This window comes from Kribbella sp. NPDC104218 (genome assembly GCF_055584105.1).
The window spans coordinates 286,553-306,502 of the sequence record NZ_JBVJMQ010000003.1 but is presented as its reverse complement, the minus strand read 5'-3'; the positions used below and the strand labels follow the sequence as shown (position 1 = coordinate 306,502).

Below are 19,950 nucleotides of genomic sequence, written 5' to 3'. Positions count from 1 at the left end.
TCAGCGCCCGGCAGCGGCCGGCCAGATCGAGCGCAGGTCGTGCAGCTTCACGGCGACCTGCGCCGGTGCGGTCGCTGTCAGGGTGATGCCGCGGTCGGTGGGCAGGTAGCAGCGGGAGATCGAGAGCTCGCCGTCATTGGCGAAGACCTCGAGCGAGGTGCGGTCGATCAGGACCCGGAGATTGCGGAGCGGGCCGGACAGCCGTTGCGGCTCATTGCCCGCGGCAACTGTTGTCCGTGTGAGTTGGATCGGGGCGCCGGAGACGTCGACGGTCAGGGCAACTCCGGCGGGGAGGTCGGTCTCCAGTTCGAGGTCGAGCTCGGCGGGGGCCGTGGTGAGCGAGCGCGACTCGGCGACCTGGCCGGACCAGTGGGTGGTCTTCGATCGCAACGACGTCAGCTCGGCGATCGGGTTCCGGAACAGGCGCGGGACGCCGTCCACCGGGCGTAGGGTGAGCTCGCAGGGGAAGGTGACCTGCTGGTTGAAGGGCATGTCCGGGTAGACGCCGTCCCGCATCCAGGCCGCCTGGATGCGGCGACCGTCACCGGTCTCGGTGTTGTTCCAGGTCTGGGTCGCGTAGAAGTTGGCGCCGGAGTCGGACAGCAGCTGTTCGGTCTCCTCGGTGAACTGCCGGCCGTCGAAGGTCCCGATGGAGTAGCGGCCGTCGCCGCGGACCAGCACCCACTTCGCGCCGTCGGCCGATGGGAGCTCGAAGAAGTCGGGGCATTCGAAGCTGTTCGGGATGACGTTGCCGGTGTCGGTCCAGTGCAGCAGATCGGTCGACGTCAGGATGTAGTACTGCTGGTCGCCGTACAGGAACATCACCCAGTGGTCGCCCGGGTGGTAGCGGAAGACCTTCGGGTCGCGCTCTGGTTTGACCATGATCGGGTTGCCTGGGTAGTGCTGCCAGCTGCGGCCGCGGTCGAGGCTGTACGACAGGCATTGGCTCTGGTTGTCGTTGCGGGACCAGAAGGCGACCATCGCGGGATTGGCCGGATCGTCGGACAGGCCGGAGGTGTTGCCGTAGTCGATGACGACCGAGCCGGACTGGACGCCGACGTCCAGCGCCTCCTCGAAGAACGCCGGGGGCAGCTCCTCCCAGTGCACCAGATCGTTGCTGACGGCATGGATCCAGCACTTGTTCCAGCGCTGCGCGAACAGGTGGTACTCGCCCTGGTAATAGACGAGGCCGTTCAGGTCGTTCAGCCAGCCCTCCTGGCGCATCCCCGGATTCAGCCGCTGCATCGCGAACTGCCGCGCGGTGAAATGGAACTGGGGCCGCCACCGCTCCCCGTACGGCGTCACCTCCCGCACCGGCCGCACTTCGGGCGCATCGGTCTGGACGGCGTATTCGACGTCCACCTCGAGAGCTTGCAGCCGCGCCGTCCGGCCGCGGAACTCGGTGACATCCCAGCTGCCTGGCACCGGAGTCTCGCTACCCAGCCCGGTCGCCGAGCGGACGACGACGCCGTCCACCAGTAGGTTCAGGCACGTCACGTACTCGTAGTCACCACCGCCAACGGCGTACGCGACGAAGTCCCGCTCGATCCGGACCTCGCCATCCAACGGCAGTTCGTTCATCAACCCTCCCGGGGGGTGCGACGGCAGGCCCAGAGCGTAGCGGCGGGGTGGATATCAGGGTTGCTTTATATAAGTGACGACAGATACGCTCTGCCCGTGGCCGGCTGCCGAGGGGACCTGACGTGAACGACGTCCTGGACGAGCTCGCGGCCGCGCGCCGGGCGATGGGCAAGGGCGAGCTGAGCGCCGGCGAGGCGTACACCATCGAGATACGGCGGCGTTATCGGGCGCCGATCGAGGATGTTTGGGACGCCTTGACCGTGCCCGATCGGCTGCGGCGCTGGCTGCGGCCGGTCACCGGCGAGCTGCGCCCCGGCGGACGGTTCGAGCTCGACAGCGGCGAGCGCGGCGAGATCCTGCACTGCGAGCCGCCGCGGCTGCTCAAGGTGTCGTGGCTTTACGGTGCGGACGCGCGGCCCGGCACGAGCGAAGTCGAGGTACGGCTGGCGCCTGGGCCGACCGATGACACCGAGTTCGAGCTGATCCACGCGGCTGTCGTCGATGAGCCGCTCTTCCCGACATACGGCCCGGGCGCCGGCGGTGTCGGCTGGGATCTGGCTCTGCTGGCCCTCGCTCAACTACTCGCCGGCATCGAGAGCGACGACCATGAGCTCCGCGAGTTCATCCGTCGGAGCGCCGCAGCCTGGGGCCAAGCTCATTTGGCCGCCGGCGGCGAACCGCCTGACGTCGCGGCCGCCGTCCGAGCCACCACCGCCTTTTACGCACCCGACCCAACCTGAAGGATCCCGCCGTGAAGTACACGAACTCGATCGAGATCGCCCTCCCCCGCCAGCAGGTGGCCCAGATGCTGGCCGACCCGGAGCACGTTCGGAGCTGGCTGCGCGACCTGGTTCTGCACGAGCCACTCGAAGGGGTCCACGGCGAGCCGGGGTCCAAGTCCCGCGTCGTGTTCCAGTCGGGCAAGCGGCAGATGGAATGTACCGAGGTCATCACCCGCCGCGAGCCGGCAGACCTCGACGACATACCCAGCGGCGCCGTCGTCCACTTCGAGCGCGAGATCACCGCCCCCGGCATGTGGAGCGCCGCGCGCGACCGCCTGACCGAACGCACCCCGCAGACCACGCTCTGGGAGAGCGACAGCGAGTTCCGCTTCACCACCGTTTCGATGCGCCTGGTCGGTCTGCTCTTCCCGGGCATGTTCCGCAAGCAGTCCCAGCGGCACATGGAGGATTTCAAGGCCTTCGCCGAGCACGGCACCGACGTCCGCGAGGTCCAGTGAGCTTGGAGATCCCTGATCAGGTTCGCCGGACGCTGGCGGCCGAGGGGAACGAGGGGTGGCTGCGCGAGGTGCCAGCGATCGTCGCGGCGCTGGCGCGGGAGTGGGGGCTGACGATTGGGGCCGGCCTGGCGGGCGGGCATGTCGCGCTGGTTGTTGAGGTACGGCGGGTTGACGGCAGTCGGGCGGTCCTCAAGCTCGGGCTGCCGGGGCATGAGGTTGCGGCGGAGGCTACGGCGCTGCGCCTCGCGGACGGGCGAGGGTGCGCCAAGCTGTTGGCCGCGGACCTGAGTCGACAGGCTCTTCTGCTGGAGCGTCTTGGGGCTCCGATGAGTGACGTCGTCCCCGATCCTGTCAGGCGGTTCGACCTGTTGTGCGACGTTGCTGCTCGGCTGTGGCGCCCGATCGATCCTGACGTCGAGCTGCCAACTGGCGCGCAGCTGGCCGAGCAGTACGCCGAGCGCCTGCCGCAGCTGTGGGAGGAGGCCGGGCGGCCCTGCTCGTCGGCCACCATCGCCGACGCGCTGGACTGTATGGACCGGCGCCGCCGCGCCCACGACGACCGGACCGCGGTCCTGGTGCACGGCGACGTCCACGAGCTCAATGCCCTGCAAGCGGCCGATGGCAGCTACAAACTCATCGACCCTGTCGGCCTCCGGGCCGAGCCCGCCTGCGACCTCGGCACCATCGTCCGCTGTACGCCGTCCCTCGGCGACGACCTCCACGCCCGCGCCAACCGCCTCGCCGCCCGGACCGGCGTCGACCCGACGGCCATCTGGGAATGGGGAACCATCCACCGAGTGGTCAGCGGCCTTCATGCCCACATCGTCGACTTCCAGCCTTTCGCTCGCCTCCTCCTCACCGAAGCCGACCGCCTCACCGCGTAGTACGGATGAACTGTGTGATGGCGTCGGCCAGGTAGGCGAACAGCTGCGGCGGCAGGTCGTGCGCCATACCGGGGACGACGAGGAGTTCGGCGCCGGGGATGCTGGCTGCGGTGTCACGTCCGCCCGCGACGGGCATCAGCGGGTCGTCCTGGCCGTGAATGACCAAGGTCGGCACGGTGATCTGGGCCAGCAGCGGGCGGCGGTCCGGGGCGGTCAGGACGGCGGCGACGTGGCGCGTGAAGCCGGCCGGGTAGTAGCTGCGGCGATGGTCGGCGACGAACTGTTGGCGCAGGGCGGCGTCCGGCTGCGGGTACGCCGGTGACTGGGTCAGCCGTGACTGCGCGGTGAGATGGTCGAAGTAGGCGTCGGGATCTTTGGTGGGGTCGGGGGCCGGTTTCAGCATGGCGCTGATCAACGCCGGGTCTGGGCCGGGCAGCTGCGGGTTGCCGGTGGTCGACATGATCGAGGTCAGCGTGCGGACGCGCTCGGGGTGCTGTGCGGCGACGAGTTGCGCGACCATGCCGCCCATCGAGCCGCCGATGAGGTGGGCCGCGGGGATGTCGAGCGCGCCGAGCAGGCCCGCGGCGTCGGCCGCCATGTCGTCGAGGCTGTACGGGACGTCGGCGTCCTCGAGTGCGGTCAGATCCGGGACGGGCGCGTCGTCCAGCTTGTCGGAGAGGCCGACGTCGCGAGCGTCGTACCGGATCACTCGGAAGCCCTGGCCGACCAGGAGGTCGATCAGGCCGAGTGGCCACATGGTCAGCTGACCGGCCGTGCCCATGATCAGCAGGATGACGTCGGCGCCGTCCGGACCGAACGATTCGTACTCCAGGTGCAGCCCGCCGACGTCAGCGCGCGCCATGGCCTTCGGCTTCCTGCTGGGCCCACTCGGCGAAGCTGGTCAGCTCGATGCCCAAGGCAATGGCATCCGCCGGATCCGTCGTCGCGACCCGATCGTTCATGAGCACCTGATTGTCGACGAGCTCGGCGATCATGCCGCGGGCCTTGGCTTCGGCGGCGCCGACGAACTCGACCCGCGCGGCCTGCCCGGCGGCGGTTAGCGCCGCGGCCATCTCCGACAGGCTGCGGACGTCGCCGGCCAGCTCCAGCCGGATCTCGTGGAACCGCGCCGGATCCTGGAACGCGGCCAGCGCCGCCGTCCCGACGTCCTGGACGGCGATCATCGGCAACCGCAGCGCCGGATCGAGCGCGGTCAGGATCGTCTCGCCGGTCCCGCCCTCGAACCAGATCGACGGGCGGCGCAGGTTCTCCATGAAGAACTCGGGCCGCAGCTCGGTCCAGGACTCGAAACCCGCGTCCGGCAGCCGCTGCCCGACCGCGGCCTTGCTCACCCAGTAATGCCGAGCCAGCTCGGCCTCCCCCGCCGCGAACTTCGCCAGCATCGGGTCGATCCCGGCCACCGACGAGTGCACGAACTGCGCGACCCCGGCGCGCCGCGCCGCCTCGACCAGCGTCAGGCCCTGGATCCGCTCGGTGTCCGACCCCAGATCGGCCAGCTCCGGCGTCTGCACCGAGAACACCGCCCGCACTCCCTCAACCGCGGGCAACAGCGACCGGAAGTCGGTCAGATCCCCTGCCACCAGCTCAGCCCCGGCGTCCGCGATCGCCTGCGCTTTGGCGGACTCCGGCGTCCGCACCAATGCTCGAACCGGCACCCCGGCCCCCAGCAACGCCCTGGCCACCGCACCCCCCTGCTGCCCGGTCGCTCCCGTCACCAGCACGACATCCGACATCCCGAACCTCCACACTCATTAAATGGGGCCTCACCCCACTTCCTGCTTGCTAAGATACGGGGTGTCACCCCATTTCACCAGCGGGAGCCTGAGTGAAGACCCTGCGCGCCGACGCGCAACGCAGCCGCGACCAGATCGTCCGCGCCGCCACCGCCGCCTTCGCCGAACACGGCCCCGACGCCTCCCTCGAAGCCATCGCCAAGGACGCCGGCGTCGGCTCCGCCACCCTCCACCGCCACTTCCGCTCCCGCCGCCAGCTCCTCGACGCCGTCTTCGCCGAACGCACCAGAGCCCTCTGCGCCGAAGCCACCCACCTGGCCGCCACCCAGCCCCCCGGCCCAGCCCTCTACCACTGGCTCCAAGCCGTCCTCACCCACGCCGTAACCAACCGCGGCCTGGCCCTAACCCTCCTCCCCACCCCCACCCAAGACCCCCAAAACCCCGGCTGCTACCCCGCCCTAACCACCGCCGCCACCCCCCTCCTCACCGCCGCCCAATCCTCCGGCGACGTCCGCCCCGACCTAACCACCCACGAACTCCTAGCCCTCGTCAACGCCATCTCCCTCCTAGCCGACCACCACCCCCATTCCCCCCACCCCACCCCCCACCGCCTCCTCGCCCTAGCCATAACCGGCCTAGCCCCACCCCACTGCCCCTGACAGACCACAGCGAAAGGACCAGCTCTGCCATGACCTACCAATGGCCCGACAACTGGGACCGCCTGATCTCAGGAGCAGACTGCGACTTCTGCAAGAACATGGGCCAGGACCGCAACCGCTGGGGAGCCCGCATCCACCGCGGCCAGTACACCGACGCCTACCTGCAGAGCGCAGACATCCAGCCGGGCTACACCCTGGTGATCTGGAAAGGCCGGCACACCGTCGAACCAACCGAACTCGCCCCCGACGAATCAGCCGGCTTCTGGCTCGAAACCATGCACGTAGCCCGAGCCCTCATCACCTACTACCAACCCCTGAAAATGAACTACGAAACCCTGGGCAACACCAGCCCGCACCTCCACACCCACCTACTCCCCCGCTACCCCAAAGACCCCCGCCCAGGCCACCCCTTCCCCCTCATCCCGCGGGTTGCCGGTACGCCGGCGCTCACACCTCGCGCAGGTGGTGGAGAAGCATCAGCGCAGAGACAGTGTTGGCCGCCTTGATCTCGCCTCGACGAACCAGATCAGGCACCAGCTTGAGCGGAACCCACTCCCGGCGAGACGACTCGAAATCATCCACCGGGTGACTCACGTACTCGGCCCCATCGGCCCAGAAGATGTGATGCAGAGCATCGGACAGCCCGTTAGCCGGTTCAACGGTAATCAGAAGCTCGAGCGGCCCGGCCCGCCATCCGGTCTCCTCCAACATCTCGCGCGCCGCCGCCTCGACCAGACTCTCCCCGTCGTCAACAACACCGGCCGGCAGCTCCCACCCCCACGTCCCAGTGATGAACCGGTGCCGCCACAGCAGAAGAACCTCATTCTTCTCATTGACCGCCGCAGTCAACGCCACCGGGCGCTGGCGAATCACAAAGTGGTCGAGGTGACGCCCGTCGGGCAGCTCGACATCAGCGAGATTCACGCGGAACCAAGGGTTCTCGTACACGTCGTCTTCGCCGAGATTCTTCCACTCCATCGAATGTCTTTCCTTCAGCTCGTTCCAGCGCTCGGCGGGCCACCGAACATGCCTGATCAAGTACGGCAGGTGAGATACCAGGCTGACGGCGTAAGCCACCCTGGTTGACGGCCCTCAACTACAGGTCGATCGTCCAGCGACCGTCCGGGCTGGTGACGCTGGTTGTCTCCGGGGTGAACTCAACCGCCAGTTCGTGGAGAGGGAACCTGCCAGCGGCCTCCCACCTGGTCCTCACCTTCTCCAGGTCGTCCCACAGCCGGCGCGGCCCGGTTTGGTGGACCCGACCCGTAGTCTTCTCGGCGCGCGCCCACGAGCCGTCGGCTGCCAGCAACCAGACAATCTGCTTGCCGTCCTCATCAGTCGCCGATCGGTTCTCGATGTCGGCGCTGTCCAGCTCGTAGAGCGCCCGCAACTCCCAGTCGGTCCAGAGGTTCGGAACCGGTCCGCGCAGACTCCGCACGTCCTCCCCATCGGCGTCCCGTGCGGCCGCGTAGACGGCATCCAGTCTGGCCGGATAATTGGCGCCACTGCGGGTCCTCATGAAACTCGCCGGATCGGGTTGGACCTTTCCCCGCGCGACCAGACCGCGCTCCAACTTCGCAGAGATCAGCAGGGAAGTCTGCGCGATCGTGGTAACGATCTCCCCTCCGGGCCGCAACGCGGCGAGCCACGACCGCGGGATCGGTCGCACAGAAACGGTGGCGATCATCCGGTCGTATTCACCATCGGGCAGCTCACCAGTAGCGTCGGCAACCTCGATCCGCGGACGGCGTCCAAAGCCCTCCAAGCGTTCCCGAGCGACCTCGACCAACTAGGGATCCACGTCGATACTCGTCACGAGGTCATCCCCGAGCCGATGTCCAAGCAGCGCCGCCGAGTACCCCGAGCCCGTGCCGACATCCAGAACACGTTGCCCCGGCGCGGGGTCGAGCAGATGAAGCATCTGGACAATCAACCCCGGCAGGGTCGACGACGAGGTAGGCGCACCGAACGCGCGCTCATCCGGTTTGGCCCGATCGGCGTGCAGCGCACCAACCCGGGTAACGAGAGTCTCGTCCGAGTAAGTCTTACCCCACGGGTCGGCCTCGTCCGGCGTGATCAGCTCCCACTCAAAGGTCGGACTGTTCCTGAGGCGATCCCACCACTTGGGCACCAGCTCATGACGAGGCGTAGCGCACACCGCATCTCGCCACTCCGGGGCCTCCGAGGTGACCTGCGCAGCGAGCTTGCGAGCGGCATCAGTCCAGTCGGTCACGCCTACTGGTCCTTTCCTTGCAGGGCGTCAGCCATAGCCTCCACCAGTGGAACACCAGCTAGGCCTCACGCACCGACCGCCCGCCGACTGCAAGCGGGCGGTTTCGGAGTTTCGAGGTTGGCGTCGCGCGCTTTGTCAGTCGACCCGCGGGGCGAAGTAGTCGCCCAGCATCTCCGTCGACCACGCGCCCTGACGTACGTCGCCGCGAGGGCCGAACTCGGCAAACCATGGCTTGATGTCGAGGACGGGTGTTCCATCAACCGCGTCCAGATCCTCAACGTGCAGGTCGAGGCCGTCGACCTTCAACAACTTGCACCGCGAGACGCCAAGCCAGTTGACTCGTCGCATGTTGCGATGACCAAAGGTGCCCACGGACGGCCACTCGGGGTTGTCTCGCGCCCGACGTGAGCCAAGGTTCAGATCGGATTGGTCGGTCAGGTGGAAATGAAAAACGATCTCCAGGTGCGAGAAGTCCTCAAGGCCCTCGACCGCGGCGGGAGTGAACCGCTGGCCGTCAATCCGGATGATCGCTTGCGTGCCGCCCCAGAAGTCGTCCGTAGGCTCCTTGCGGCCTCCGATGACCGTTGCTACGGGTACGACGGTTATCTGCTCGGATGTCATCTCGGTTCCTTACTAGGGCTATCGAGCGAGGTTGGCGAGGTATCTGGCGGCCCGCTGGTCAAGTTCGTTCACTGCGCGGAGGCCCTTGGCGCGGTAGCTGGAGAGTCCGGAGCGCATGTCACGCACCGTCTGGAGCGTTCGGCCCGAATTTATTCCGTCCATCACGTCCAGCGCGTTGGACCACGTCGAGCACGCTTCCTCTATCGCGCCGGAGCGCGCCTGAACGGTACCCATGTAGCCGAGCGTGACGGCATGGGTTCTGGTGAATGTTGAGGCCTTCCGGGTCCTGACACTGCGAGTGAACTGCTTGATCGATCCCTGAGCGTCGCCGAGATCCCTCAGGGTGCACGCCGTTTCGTGTGCAAGGCTCGCCTCGCCGAAAAAGAACACCCTGCCGGGTTCGTCGTCAGCAGGTGAGGCTGAGCGGAGATCGTCCTCAGCGAGGATGAGGGCCTTTGCCGCCTCAGTCTTCTGCCCGTCGACCGCAAGGGCTCGCGCGTGTACGACCCCTAGGAGTGACCGCTCTCGTGGGCTCGCCTGTGCGTATCGGCTGCCGGCTATGGAGGCCTCAGCTAGGTCAACAGCTTGCCGATGGTGACCAAGGTCGACCGCCTGATGCGCCATGGCTCGGAGGATGTGCCCGGCCAAGGCAGGGTCCGAGGCCTCGGCGGCAAGCTTCACCCCCACAGTGAAGTACCGCTGCGCGATCGCATGCTCGCTGTTGTCGAATGCCATCCAGCCGACCAGATAGGCAAGCTCACCGGCCGTGGAGAACATCGCGCGCCGGGTGGCCTCGTCACTATAGGTTCCGCTCAGGTAGCCGGTGACGTCCGACGTCAGGTATTGCACGACAGCGGCTCTCGCGTGACCGCCACCCCGCCGCTGGTCGATTCGCGTAAACAGTTGGACCGTCTCACGAACGGCTTCCAGATCTCCGGCGCCTACCAGCCGTGTACCGGCGCCGGGGATTGGCCGATGGGCCGCCTTCTCCCACCATGCCAGGTCGGGCAGTGCGAGTGCGGCGACCGAATAGCCGGCGGCTCGAAGAAGCGACCTGCGCTCCACGTCCAAGGTGCCTCTCCCGAGATCGACCAGCGCCGACAGCGTATCGGCATTCCAGTCGATTCCTTGCGGTGAAGACACCGCTGTGAGCCCAATCTCATCAGGCGTGACGGTTCTACGAAGCTGGCGCGTAAACATCTCGGCGAGGATGCCGGGAGCCGTCCCCGACGGTGCGTAGCCGGCGACCCACTTCGAGACGTGGGATCGTCCGATACTGCCGAACTCTGTCGCGCCCCGCTCCTGAGCGACCCGGCCGAAGGCGATCGCGGCTTGGGCGTGTGTCCAGTTCGCCTCCTGCATCAGCGCGGCCAGCTTCAGGTCGCGCTCTCGCTCTTTCACTCGTCCGCCCTCCCCTGCAGAACCGGCCCCGTGTTCACCACTTTCACCACACCCACCCATTCGACCCGATGCCAACTCACCGTAGCGGATGGTTCGCTCAATGTGTCAGATCCGGTGAGCGTTCTGGCATCTATCAAGAACTGACCCTGGATGGGGAGATCAATGAGCCAGAACCTTCGGCATCGCACCACGGCCCACCAGAGCAGCCACGGGAAATGACTGAACACGAGATAGCTCAGCTGGTGGCTCGCTGCCCAGCAGCTCAGCAACAGCTCTTTGAAGGCTGGCTTCGCGGCACGCACCACCTGGACGGCGAGCTGATCGATACGGGAGACAGCGGTGACGGGGACGACGACTGAGAGGGCATCTGAATGGCGAGTCAGGCTTTGGTTCAACGGGTACGCAATCGCGGACTCAACCGTGGAGCGGGATATGGCGCTCAGACTGGTGCTGCACTACTGGTCCCGCTTCGCCAAACTGCATGTGACCGTCGCACCGAGCACCCAGCGCAAGCAGTGATCGAGCAACAGTGGTGGCGCGTGATGGTCGTCCGAGGCAACCGAACCGTTGACTGGCGGGATGCTCCCACGGATCACGCGTCGGCATACACCGATGTCCTCCGTCTGCGCTACCCCCATACGCACCCATCACCATCCGGCCGGCCTTCAAAGACCAGCGGGCGGGCGCCCTGCCACGAGGCGGTCGCCCGCCGCTGGTCCAGTGCCCTGAACGGGCGACCAGGTGAAACGACGACGCAACCGCGTCAGAAAGTGAAGAGGAATCAACATGACCATGACCATTGACCTGGACACCGAGCGAGTCCCGATGGGACCGGCGATCGGTGCCGGTAAAGGAGAGGCAGTCACGGCGTTCGGGATCTTGGCTGCCCGCTGGCAAGCGCACTTCCGCCACGACCGCGACGCGGTCACCCTCGACCCGGATACCCAGATCGGGTACGTCGGTGACCAGCCGCTCAAGGAACTGGTGACGGCGGCGACGTCGTGCTCAATCGAAAGTGACGGCAAGGACGTCCTGGCCGTCGACTGGGTAACGGACGACAAGTGAGGCCACGCAGCGGTCCGAGCCCGCGCGTCTTGGTGCTGACCGAGACCTGCGACCCGACAGCAGACTTCGTGCTGGAGCACCTGAATCAGCGAGGCGTCGGGTTCTGGCGTCTGGACCCCGGCGACTTCCCGGACTCCATCGATCTGGCTGCCCTATTTGACCGGTCGTGGTTCGGGGAAGTGCTCGGGCCGCTGCGCTTTGTCGAGCTGGCCGAAATACGAGCGATCTACTACCGCCGGCCGTCCGGCTTCAAGGTCCCGGAAGGGACGCCTGATTCCGAAGCCAAGTTCGTCCGTTCACAGGCCCGGCACGCGCTGTTCGGCACCCTGGCCGGACTGCCGGACGTGACCTGGCTGAACAACCCCGGCCGGATGGCAGACGCTCGGGTCAAGCCGTACCAGCTGGCGGTCGCTGCTCGGGTCGGACTCACGGTGCCCAAGACGCTGTTGACGAACCAGCCTGACCATGTGGTGTCGTTCGGCAACAAGGTGGGCCGCATCGTCACCAAGTCACTTTCGACGATCATCTATGAGGACGCGGCCGAAGGTACTGGGCTGCTCTACACGTCCGAGGTTGCCGAAGCTGACTGGGGGCACCCTGGCATCGCGGCCACAGCCCACCTGTTCCAAGAGGTCATCGACCGGGACTACGAAGTGCGCCTGACCTACGTCGACGGGCAGTGCTTCGCCGCGGCGATCACGCCGGACGACCCGGATGGCGCGGTGGACATCCGGGCACACAAGCGCGCTGTCACCTACCGGGAGACACGCGTGCCCGACGAGGTCCAGAAGGCAGTGAACGAGATGATGAAGCAGCTCGGGTTGCTGTTCGGCGCATTCGACTTCATCGTCAAGCCGGACGGGACCTGGGTGTTCATCGAAGTCAACCCCAACGGCCAATGGGCCTGGATCGAGCAAGCGACCGGCCTGCCGATCAGTGCAGCGCTGGCAGACATTCTGGAGAAAGGTGCGATTGGGTGACCGGGGATCTGTGGGAGCCGACAGCGGCGAAGCTCCGCAGCCGGCTGGTCGACCAGTTGGTGTCGGACGGTGCCGTCACCGACGAGCCCTGGCGGGCAGCCTTCAACGCCGTACCTCGCCACGTCTTCGTTCCGGTCTTCTACCGCCAAGGACCTACCAGCCCACCGGTCGTGGACGAAGCCTCACCCGACGAATGGCTGGAAAGTGTCTACAGTGATCAGTTGCTGGTCATCTCGGCCGATGTGAAGTCGTCCAGCACAGTCCCGAGCCTGATGGCGACGATGCTGGAAGCACTCGCCCCGTCGGATGGAGACCGGGTCCTCGAGATCGGTACCGGAAGCGGCTACAACGCGGCCCTCCTCTGCCATCGACTGGGCGACCGCAACGTGGTGAGCGTCGACATCGCGGGCGATCTGATCACCGCGGCGAATCAGCGCCTGACATCGATCGGCTACCGGCCGACTCTGGGTGTCGGGGACGGCGCGGACGGCTGGGCGGAAGCGGCGCCGTACGACGAAATCATCGCTACCTGCGCACCAAACCGCATCCCGGACGCCTGGCTTGACCAGACCCGGCCCGGAGGCCGGATCGTGACGCCGATCGCGACCGGCGTAGCCGTAGTTGACGTACAGCCGAACCGGAGTGGGCAGGGCCGGTTCTTGCCCGGAGCGGCCTTCTTCATGCCGTTGCGGCCGACCGCACAGCCCGTCCACGCCGGAAGCCAGATCGCCGACATCACGGCGGCCACCGCACCGACGAGGCCTACCGATCTCGACGAGAAGATCTGGTTCGACGGCGACTTCCGTTTCATGCTGGCAGCGTGCCTACCGGGCCTGCGATTCCTCAGCAGGCTGGACACTGGCGTCGCGATCTTCACCCACCTGGACGGCTCGTGGGCCAGGCTCGACAACGGCGCAGTCGCACAAGCCGGACCACAGCAGCTCTGGAACGCCGTCGAAGCGGCACACGCGCAGTGGAACGACCTCGGCCGACCACCCCGGGACCAGTTCAGCATCTCCATCACTCCCGAGGCCCAGCACATCCGGCTTGCCGAGCACGGAGTCGAGTGGGCCCTCCCCCGATTGCCCTGACCAGCACACCGCCGAGCGCCGGCCGACGGACTCCGGCAACGCCCTTCCACGCCTTCTGGCCCGCCTAGTTTTCAACACAGCCGTAGCTCCTCGCCAGGAAGCTGTTCTTGTCGTTCTTGTCGTTCGTTTTAGGCTTCGGGGTCGGGGTGGTTTCGGCGGGCGTCTCGGTCGAAGATCAGGAGGAGGTCGCAGGGGGTTGAGGTGGCGCCTATGGCGTGGGGGAGCATGGTGGGGAATTCGGCGGCGTGGTTTTTTTCGATGCGGTAGCGGCGGTGGGCCAGGTGGAGGATGGCGGTGCCGGAGAGGACTACGAACCATTCGCGGCCGGGGTGGGCGCGGAGGGTCGTGGGGTCGTCGGTGAGGCGGTCGGTGAGGCGGCGGCGCATGACGGTGATGGTGGGGTCGGCTTTCATGGGCCAGCTGAGGCGGTGGGGGCCGTGGGTCATGGGGCTGATGACTACGTCTTCGGCGGCGTTCTCGACTAGCTGGTCGAGGGTGGTGTCTAAGGCGCGGGCCAGGGTGACTAGTTGATCTAGGGCTAGGCGGCGTTGGCCGTTTTCGATGCGGCTGAGGGTGGACTGGCTGACGTGGGCGCGGCCGGCCAGCTCTTCGAGGGAGAGGCCCTGGGCTACGCGGAGGGCTTTGATGCGCTTGCGTACCAGGCTGTCCAGCGCGCCATCTTCTTGCGTCATACGCAAGAGTCTATGCCATTCACGCCAGAGAATCCTACTGTCGAAAGGGAGAGACAACGTCGAGAGAGGGTTCCATGAGTACGACGAACGCACCGGACGCGCGCCGGTTGCGCAACATCCTGATCGCGGTGTCGGTCGCGTTGATGGCCGTGATCGCGTCCGTGACCGGCCTGAATGTCGCCCAGACGCATCTGGCCGTCGAGTTCGCGGCGTCCCAGAACACGGTCCTGTGGATCATCAACGTCTACACGCTGACGCTGGCCGCGCTACTGCTGCCGCTCGGCGCGATCGGCGACCGGCTGGGACGACGGCCGATGCTCGCGGCTGGGCTGGCGATCTTCGGGGTGGCGAACGCCGCCGCGGCGCTCGCGCCGAACGCGGAGGTGATGATCGGGGCCCGGGTCGCGGGTGGGATCGGGGCCGCGATGATCATGCCGATCACGCTCGCCGTCATCACCTCCACTTTCCCCGAGGCGCAACGCGGTAAGGCGATCGGCGTCTGGACCGGCATCGCCGGCGGTGGCGGCATCCTGGGGATGTTCCTGTCCGCGCTCCTCGTCGACGTCGCGGATTGGCGCTGGCTGTTCGCGCTGCCGGTGGTGCTGACCGTGGCGGGCCTGGCGACGACGCTCGCTTGGGTGCCGAACTCGCGCGAGCGCGCGACGCACCCCTTCGACACCATCGGCGCGCTGTTGTCGATCGTCAGCGTGACCGGCCTCATCTTCGCGCTGCAAGAAGGCCCCGAGCGCGGCTGGACGTCGGCGGTCGCCCTGATCAGCCTCGGAATCGGGCTCGCCGCCGCGGCCGCCTTCGTCGCCTGGGAGCGCCGCCGCCGCGAGGCCGCCCTACTCGACGTACGGTTGTTCGCCGAGCGCGGCCTGAGCGGCGGCTCGATCACACTGCTGGTCGTCTTCGGCGTCCAGGCAGGTATCGCGGTCGTCCTGTTCCCCTTCTTCCAAGGCGTCCTCGGCTGGTCGGGCCTGCTCTCCACCGTCGCGCTGATGCCGATGGCCATCACGATGATGGTCGCCTCCCCCCTCGCCCCGCAGCTGGCCGCACGCACCGGCGCCCGGCCCACCATGTCCATCGGCATCGCACTGACCGCCGCCGGCCTCGCCCTGATGGCCCTGTTCGTCTCGGTCGACGGCGGCTACCTGACCATCCTCCCCGGCATGGTTGCCATGGGCATCGGCATGGGCCTGAGCATGACGCCGTCCACCGAAGCCATCACCAGCTCCCTGCCACCCGCGAAACAAGGCGTCGCCTCCGCCCTCAACGACATCACCCGCGAGTTCGGCACCGCGCTCGGCGTCGCCCTCCTCGGCGCGCTCGTCTCGGCCGGCTACCGCGCCACCATCGCCGACCGCCTCCACAACCTCCCCGAATCAGCCGCCCGCCCCGCCCGCGAAGGCATCGCCACCGCCCTCGAAACCACCGGCCCCTACGCCCCCCAAATCATCGAAGCCGCCCGCCACTCCTTCATCACCGGCTGGCAACAAGCCCTCTGGGTAGGCGCAGCCCTCACCACCACCCTGCTCATCTACATAACCCTCCGCCGCCCGAAACCCCCCACCCGATCGCAGCACACGAGTCAGACTCAGACCTCACGCATTTGATCAAGAAGCAACAACGCAGCAACGGTATCGGCCGACCTGATCTCGCCCCGACGGATCAGGTCGGGCACGAGCTTGAGCGGAACCCACTCCCGCCGCTCCGACTCGAAGTCGTCCTCCGGCTCGCCGACATACTCAGCGCCATCAGCCCAATAGACATGGTGGAGCGCATCAGAAAGTCCATTGGCCGGCTCAACACTTGACGTAAGGCTGCTGGCAAGGTTGCTCCTGTCGCAGTCAGCCGGCCACGTCCGCCCTGATCGCGTTCCGAAGCGACCGCATGGCCGCTTTGTAGGCATCCATAGCCGCCTGCTCCTCGGCAGACCCGGTAGCAACACCAGCGATCAAGCAGTCGCGGTACTCACGGACCCTGTCGACCGCCAGGTCAGCCGTCGAAATCACCTCGACGGGCGCCAGGATCATGACTTGCTCGCGGTACGAGTAGAGGCCCGAGCGGTGGATCTCGCTGCGTACGACCTCCTCAAGACGTCGGCCGTCCTGGCGGTCGCCCAGACCGACAACCCACAGCGACTCGGTTGCTTCGTTGAGCGCAGTCAGGAACTGCGCATACAGCAGCCGCCTGCCTTCCTTGACCTGCCTCCGGGTCTCGCGGCGCCAGCGGACCCGGTCGGCAAGCAAGGTCGACGCGACACCGATCACAGCACCAACCAGCGTGGAAAGCAGCGTCCCCCAGTCCATCGCACAACTACACCACACTCTGTGCAGACCGCCGTGCCGCCAGAACAGACGTCCGCGTCGCAGGTATCTCGCGCTCGGCTGCCTCAATGCTCCTGCACTCCACATTGGTGACTCGGGTGGCAGCAAGCTGCCGGTGAGCCATGAGCGGGGCGGCGGGTGGTTAGCGTGCTGAGGTGGGTGGAGAGCAGCGGTCCGGGCGATGGGGTGTGGCGATTCGACGGCTGGCGGCGAGGGTTGGGCTGCGTCCTCGGACTGACGAGGCGGCGGCGCGGCGGAGGCTGGTGGAAGCGGCTCGGCTGGCTGAGGAGGGCGGGGAGGCGCTTCGGGCGCATCAGCTGTTTCGAGAGGCGGGGCAGTTCGGTGAGTCGGTTCGAGTCCTGCGGGACGACGACACTCCCCAGGCGCTTGCGGCTCGGGCGGCGGCTTCGGCGGCGGGAGGCGACCACGCCGGTGCGGCCCGGCTCTACGAACGGATCGATCGGCTGGAGGACGCCGTCACGTCGTACCTGGAGGCTGGTCACTACGCCGCGGCAGCTGACTGCCTGGTCCGGTGGTTGGGTGGGGCGGCGGCGGACGACGTGCGGCTGGCTGAGTGTCTGCGCCGCACTGGCGACTACGACCAGCTGGTGAATCGGTGTCTGGCCGCGATGGCTGCGCACGGTTCGGCGTCCCGGGCGGTGGAAAGCTTGCGGCAGTTGGCTGCGGACGGACTGGTCCCGCTGGACCGCGCAGCTGAGGTTGACGGCGCACTGGGCCAGCTGGACGCGCTGGAGCGTCGGCAGTTCGACGAGCGGGCGCAGGCGTGGGTGGCGCGGGCGCGCGCCGAGGTGGACCGGCGGTTCAGCGACATCTGGGGTTTCGATCTGGGGACGACGACGTGCGCAGCGGCCATCTACGACACTCGGACGCGGCAGCCGGTGTTCTGCCCGTGGAAAGGACAGGTGCACTTCGCGTCGACCATGAGCCTGGACCGGGACGGCAACGAGTTGGTCGGGCTGAGCGGCGAGGAGACGCTGATGCCCTGGCTGGTTGGGCACATCGGTGCGACGAAGCGGCGGATGGGGCGCGGCACGGTCTACAAGATCCGCGACCACGACTACCGGCCTGAGGAGGTGGCTGCGCGGTTGATCCGGCATGCGCGCGGGCTGGTCGAGAGCTTCCTGGCGGCGCAGGTCCGCGACCGCATCATTGAGCTGGCTCGGGGCGAGCTGGGAGTGGTCCGGGACGAGTGGCTCGGCCCGGAGCACGACCTGCGGATCCCGCGGCCGCGGGTCGTTGTGACGATCCCGGCGTACTTCACGAACAACCAGAAGGCGGCCACGCGGTCGGCCTGCCGGATCGCCGAGGTCACGCTCGTCCGGCTCGTCCACGAGCCCACCGCCGCCTGTATCACCGCCGCCCGCGAGCGCCGGCTGACCGATGCGATCGCGGTCGTCGACCTGGGCGCGGGCACGCTCGACATCAGCCTGGTGGACGTCGGCGACAACGTGTACGAGGCACAGCAGGTCAGCGGCGACGCGCAGTTCGGCGGCAAGGATCTGGACGCGGCCATCACCAAAGCGCTGGTGGCGCGGCTGGGTATCGACGTGCCCGCGCGCGGCACGATGCGGCGCCGGATCGAGATCGCCGCGGAGAGCCTCAAGATCGACCTGTCCACACAAGAGCACGCGACGTACGAGCTACGCGGCGCCGACCTGCGGCTCGAGCTCAGCCGGACCGAGCTCGCGACCATCCTGGCCGAGCAGCTGACCAGACTGCACACCGTCTGCGCCGACTTCCGCGCAGCGGCCCGGACGACGCCCAAGCACCTGGTGCTGATCGGACGGCCGATGCTGTCGCCGCTGATCCGGGAGACCGTGGAATCCGCGTTCGGGATGACCCGAACGGTGGTCTCCGATCCGCGGACCGCGGTGGCCAGCGGCGCCGCCCTGCTGGCGGCGATGCGCGCCGGATCGCTGGACGACGTCCTGCTCATCGACGTCACTCCGCTGTCGCTCGGGATCCGGACGCACGACGAGCACGACCAGGAACACCTGTCCGAGCTGATCGCCCGGAACACGACCATCCCGATGAAAGCGACGAAGATCTTCAGCACGCACTCCGACCGGCAGACCGTCGTCCGGGTCGAGATCTTCAACGGCGCGCTCGATCGGCAGTCCAAGATCGGCCAGTTCCTGCTGACCGGCATCCCGCCGGCCGAGGCCGGGGTGCCGCAGATCGAGGTGACGTTCGAGATCGACAGCGACTGCGTGCTCGCCGTCACCGCACGCGATCAGGGCACCGGGCAGTCCAGCTCGATCCGGATCGCCGACACGACGCTGCTGTCCCCCGCCGAGATCGCCGACCTGACCCGCCGCTACGACCGGCAGTGCGCGACCGAGCAGCGCCAGCTCGGCGCGACGACGGCCCGCGAGCGGCTGCGGTCGGCAGCCGAGGCCACCATGGACGACGACAGCAGCGCCGCCTGGCAGGAGTTCCAGCACCGCCGCGAGACCCATCGCACCGCGACCGGCCCGCAGGACGCCGAGACCCAGCGGCTGCTCGTCGAGCTCTTCAGCGACTCCGGCCGGACCGAGCTCGACCTCGAGCGCGCCCGGCACGCCGTCCGCACGTCAGCTCTCGCCGCCCTCGACCACGTCGAGCGGCCCGGCACCGACCTTGCGGCCGACCTCTCGACGACGACGCGCCTGACCGATGAGCTGGCGGCTCGCACGGCCGACCTCCGCGCGCTGGTCACGAAAGTCGCCCGCTGGAACGCGCTGCTGGTGCGCGAAGCCCTGAACGAACCAGACCCGCTGCAACGGTTCCGCATCCACTACGACGCCGGCGACCACCGCCAAGCGCTCGCCGCCCACCCGGAACCGCCGGACTCCCCGCCGACCTTCGCCGCTACGCCCACTGCTTGGCCGAGACCGGCGACCAGGAGCGCTACCGCGCGCTTCGGCGGGCGACACCGGCGCCGCCGATCACAGTGGCGCGGGTGCTCGACGTCTCCGGCTTTCTGGTCCACCCACGCCTGCTGGTCACCACCGCCCACCAGGGTGAGGCGGTCGTGGAACTGGCGGGCGAAACCCGCCAGGCAGTCCCGATCCAAACCGACGGCATCCTCACCGTCCTCGAGCTGGCCGAGCCGATGGACGCCGTACCGGTGCGCCTCGGCTACGCCGGTCTGGTCAGCATCGGCGACCCGATCCGGGCCGGCGACGCCGTCGGCCTGATCGAGCGCTTCGGGACGACGTCCTTCGTGACCAGCTTGCGCGTGCCGCCCACCGCGCTCGGACGGCCCGTGAGCAACGACCTCGACGAGGTGATCGGCGTCATCACCGCAGTGACCGAGGACGGCGCCCACGTCGTACCGATCGACGCCGTCGACCCACTCCTCCGGGCTGCCGGCTTCGACCGCCACCGCTGACCCGAGCGGCGTCAGCGGGACGTCG

General features: G+C 67.7%; 21 protein-coding genes. 11 read left to right on the top strand and 10 right to left on the bottom strand.

Annotation, left to right across the window (positions count from 1 at the left end):
- Positions 1–1,581, bottom strand: coding sequence for a glycoside hydrolase family 32 protein (locus tag ACZ6ZD_RS26420; protein ID WP_465676590.1), 1,581 nt, complete (start codon positions 1,579–1,581; stop codon positions 1–3).
- A gap of 122 nt (positions 1,582–1,703) precedes the next feature.
- On the opposite strand from ACZ6ZD_RS26420, the gene ACZ6ZD_RS26415 reads away from it, so the two are divergent.
- The 3 genes from ACZ6ZD_RS26415 to ACZ6ZD_RS26405 are packed head-to-tail and all read left to right on the top strand — an operon-like array spanning position 1,704 to position 3,705.
- The gene (locus tag ACZ6ZD_RS26415; RefSeq protein ID WP_465676589.1) at positions 1,704–2,321 is read left to right on the top strand and encodes an SRPBCC domain-containing protein; all 618 of its coding nucleotides are present in this window, start codon (positions 1,704–1,706) and stop codon (positions 2,319–2,321) included.
- Between the two features lie 11 nt (positions 2,322–2,332).
- A complete protein-coding gene (locus ACZ6ZD_RS26410) occupies positions 2,333–2,821 on the top strand; it encodes an SRPBCC family protein (protein ID WP_465676588.1) in 489 nt (162 codons plus the stop codon).
- Positions 2,818–3,705, top strand: coding sequence for an aminoglycoside phosphotransferase family protein (locus ACZ6ZD_RS26405; protein WP_465676587.1), 888 nt, complete (start codon positions 2,818–2,820; stop codon positions 3,703–3,705). Before ACZ6ZD_RS26410 ends, ACZ6ZD_RS26405 begins: the two co-directional genes overlap by 4 nt.
- Here ACZ6ZD_RS26405 and ACZ6ZD_RS26400 read toward each other — a convergent pair.
- Together ACZ6ZD_RS26400 and ACZ6ZD_RS26395 are read right to left on the bottom strand one after the other, a co-directional pair.
- Complete coding sequence (locus ACZ6ZD_RS26400) at positions 3,695–4,567, bottom strand: alpha/beta fold hydrolase (protein WP_465676586.1); 873 nt, start codon at positions 4,565–4,567, stop codon at positions 3,695–3,697. The two genes, ACZ6ZD_RS26405 and ACZ6ZD_RS26400, sit on opposite strands and share 11 nt — an antisense overlap.
- Positions 4,554–5,459, bottom strand: coding sequence for an NmrA family NAD(P)-binding protein (locus tag ACZ6ZD_RS26395; protein WP_465676585.1), 906 nt, complete (start codon positions 5,457–5,459; stop codon positions 4,554–4,556). The genes ACZ6ZD_RS26400 and ACZ6ZD_RS26395 overlap by 14 nt, the downstream gene beginning before the upstream one ends.
- 92 nt (positions 5,460–5,551) lie before the next feature.
- On the opposite strand from ACZ6ZD_RS26395, the gene ACZ6ZD_RS26390 reads away from it, so the two are divergent.
- Both ACZ6ZD_RS26390 and ACZ6ZD_RS26385 read left to right on the top strand, forming a co-directional pair.
- Positions 5,552–6,118 (top strand): TetR/AcrR family transcriptional regulator, encoded by a 567-nt coding sequence (locus tag ACZ6ZD_RS26390; protein WP_465676584.1) that lies wholly within the window; start codon positions 5,552–5,554, stop codon positions 6,116–6,118.
- 29 nt (positions 6,119–6,147) lie between these two features.
- Entirely contained in the window at positions 6,148–6,624 is a 477-nt protein-coding gene (locus ACZ6ZD_RS26385) for an HIT family protein (RefSeq protein ID WP_465676583.1), read from the top strand.
- On the opposite strand, the gene ACZ6ZD_RS26380 is transcribed toward ACZ6ZD_RS26385, so the two are convergent.
- The 5 genes from ACZ6ZD_RS26380 to ACZ6ZD_RS26360 all read right to left on the bottom strand — a co-directional run bounded on the left by ACZ6ZD_RS26380 (position 6,566) and on the right by ACZ6ZD_RS26360 (position 10,373).
- Complete coding sequence (locus ACZ6ZD_RS26380; protein WP_465676582.1) at positions 6,566–7,096, bottom strand: NUDIX hydrolase; 531 nt, start codon at positions 7,094–7,096, stop codon at positions 6,566–6,568. The genes ACZ6ZD_RS26385 and ACZ6ZD_RS26380 overlap by 59 nt on opposite strands.
- A 118-nt stretch (positions 7,097–7,214) precedes the next feature.
- Entirely contained in the window at positions 7,215–7,907 is a 693-nt protein-coding gene (locus ACZ6ZD_RS26375; protein WP_465676581.1) for a methyltransferase domain-containing protein, read from the bottom strand.
- Entirely contained in the window at positions 7,908–8,351 is a 444-nt protein-coding gene (locus tag ACZ6ZD_RS26370) for a methyltransferase domain-containing protein (RefSeq protein WP_465676580.1), read from the bottom strand.
- 135 nt (positions 8,352–8,486) lie between these two features.
- Positions 8,487–8,972: an SAM-dependent methyltransferase gene (locus tag ACZ6ZD_RS26365; RefSeq protein WP_465676579.1), complete on the bottom strand. Its 486-nt coding sequence runs from the start codon at positions 8,970–8,972 to the stop codon at positions 8,487–8,489.
- 18 nt (positions 8,973–8,990) lie between these two features.
- Positions 8,991–10,373, bottom strand: a complete 1,383-nt coding sequence (locus ACZ6ZD_RS26360) for a hypothetical protein (RefSeq protein ID WP_465676578.1) — start codon at positions 10,371–10,373, stop codon at positions 8,991–8,993.
- A 786-nt stretch (positions 10,374–11,159) separates the two neighbouring features.
- Between ACZ6ZD_RS26360 and ACZ6ZD_RS26355 the strand changes: the two genes are divergently transcribed.
- The 3 genes from ACZ6ZD_RS26355 to ACZ6ZD_RS26345 are packed head-to-tail and all read left to right on the top strand — an operon-like array spanning position 11,160 to position 13,509.
- Positions 11,160–11,438 carry a hypothetical protein gene (locus tag ACZ6ZD_RS26355; protein ID WP_465676577.1) on the top strand — a complete coding sequence of 93 codons (279 nt, stop codon included), beginning with the start codon at positions 11,160–11,162 and terminating at the stop codon, positions 11,436–11,438.
- A gap of 32 nt (positions 11,439–11,470) precedes the next feature.
- Positions 11,471–12,418, top strand: a complete 948-nt coding sequence (locus ACZ6ZD_RS26350; RefSeq protein WP_465677475.1) for an MvdC/MvdD family ATP grasp protein — start codon at positions 11,471–11,473, stop codon at positions 12,416–12,418.
- On the top strand, positions 12,415–13,509 hold the full coding sequence (locus tag ACZ6ZD_RS26345; protein WP_465676576.1) for a methyltransferase domain-containing protein: 1,095 nt from the start codon (positions 12,415–12,417) through the stop codon (positions 13,507–13,509). Before ACZ6ZD_RS26350 ends, ACZ6ZD_RS26345 begins: the two co-directional genes overlap by 4 nt.
- A 128-nt stretch (positions 13,510–13,637) precedes the next feature.
- On the opposite strand, the gene ACZ6ZD_RS26340 is transcribed toward ACZ6ZD_RS26345, so the two are convergent.
- Positions 13,638–14,201: a helix-turn-helix domain-containing protein gene (locus ACZ6ZD_RS26340; RefSeq protein ID WP_465676575.1), complete on the bottom strand. Its 564-nt coding sequence runs from the start codon at positions 14,199–14,201 to the stop codon at positions 13,638–13,640.
- A 74-nt stretch (positions 14,202–14,275) separates the two neighbouring features.
- On the opposite strand from ACZ6ZD_RS26340, the gene ACZ6ZD_RS26335 reads away from it, so the two are divergent.
- On the top strand, positions 14,276–15,817 hold the full coding sequence (locus ACZ6ZD_RS26335) for an MFS transporter (RefSeq protein WP_465676574.1): 1,542 nt from the start codon (positions 14,276–14,278) through the stop codon (positions 15,815–15,817).
- Positions 15,818–16,051: 234 nt separating this feature from the next.
- Here the strand turns inward: ACZ6ZD_RS26335 and ACZ6ZD_RS26330 are convergent, their stop codons facing one another.
- Entirely contained in the window at positions 16,052–16,513 is a 462-nt protein-coding gene (locus tag ACZ6ZD_RS26330) for a hypothetical protein (RefSeq protein ID WP_465676573.1), read from the bottom strand.
- A 281-nt stretch (positions 16,514–16,794) separates the two neighbouring features.
- On the opposite strand from ACZ6ZD_RS26330, the gene ACZ6ZD_RS26325 reads away from it, so the two are divergent.
- A complete protein-coding gene (locus tag ACZ6ZD_RS26325; RefSeq protein ID WP_465676572.1) occupies positions 16,795–19,731 on the top strand; it encodes an Hsp70 family protein in 2,937 nt (978 codons plus the stop codon).
- Positions 19,647–19,925, top strand: a complete 279-nt coding sequence (locus tag ACZ6ZD_RS26320) for a hypothetical protein (protein WP_465676571.1) — start codon at positions 19,647–19,649, stop codon at positions 19,923–19,925. Before ACZ6ZD_RS26325 ends, ACZ6ZD_RS26320 begins: the two co-directional genes overlap by 85 nt.
- Positions 19,926–19,950: the final 25 nt, after the last annotated feature.

Excerpts from the sequence above, each read along its gene's own strand:
- ACZ6ZD_RS26420 (WP_465676590.1), bottom strand. The coding sequence starts at position 1,581 with ATGAACGAACTGCCGTTGGATGGCGAGGTCCGGATCGAGCGGGACTTC.
- ACZ6ZD_RS26400 (WP_465676586.1), bottom strand. The coding sequence starts at position 4,567 with ATGGCGCGCGCTGACGTCGGCGGGCTGCACCTGGAGTACGAATCGTTC.
- ACZ6ZD_RS26395 (WP_465676585.1), bottom strand. The coding sequence starts at position 5,459 with ATGTCGGATGTCGTGCTGGTGACGGGAGCGACCGGGCAGCAGGGGGGT.
- ACZ6ZD_RS26385 (WP_465676583.1), top strand. The coding sequence starts at position 6,148 with ATGACCTACCAATGGCCCGACAACTGGGACCGCCTGATCTCAGGAGCA.
- ACZ6ZD_RS26380 (WP_465676582.1), bottom strand. The coding sequence starts at position 7,096 with ATGGAGTGGAAGAATCTCGGCGAAGACGACGTGTACGAGAACCCTTGG.
- ACZ6ZD_RS26365 (WP_465676579.1), bottom strand. The coding sequence starts at position 8,972 with ATGACATCCGAGCAGATAACCGTCGTACCCGTAGCAACGGTCATCGGA.
- ACZ6ZD_RS26355 (WP_465676577.1), top strand. The coding sequence starts at position 11,160 with ATGACCATGACCATTGACCTGGACACCGAGCGAGTCCCGATGGGACCG.
- ACZ6ZD_RS26340 (WP_465676575.1), bottom strand. The coding sequence starts at position 14,201 with ATGACGCAAGAAGATGGCGCGCTGGACAGCCTGGTACGCAAGCGCATC.
- ACZ6ZD_RS26335 (WP_465676574.1), top strand. The coding sequence starts at position 14,276 with ATGAGTACGACGAACGCACCGGACGCGCGCCGGTTGCGCAACATCCTG.
- ACZ6ZD_RS26330 (WP_465676573.1), bottom strand. The coding sequence starts at position 16,513 with ATGGACTGGGGGACGCTGCTTTCCACGCTGGTTGGTGCTGTGATCGGT.
- ACZ6ZD_RS26320 (WP_465676571.1), top strand. The coding sequence starts at position 19,647 with ATGGACGCCGTACCGGTGCGCCTCGGCTACGCCGGTCTGGTCAGCATC.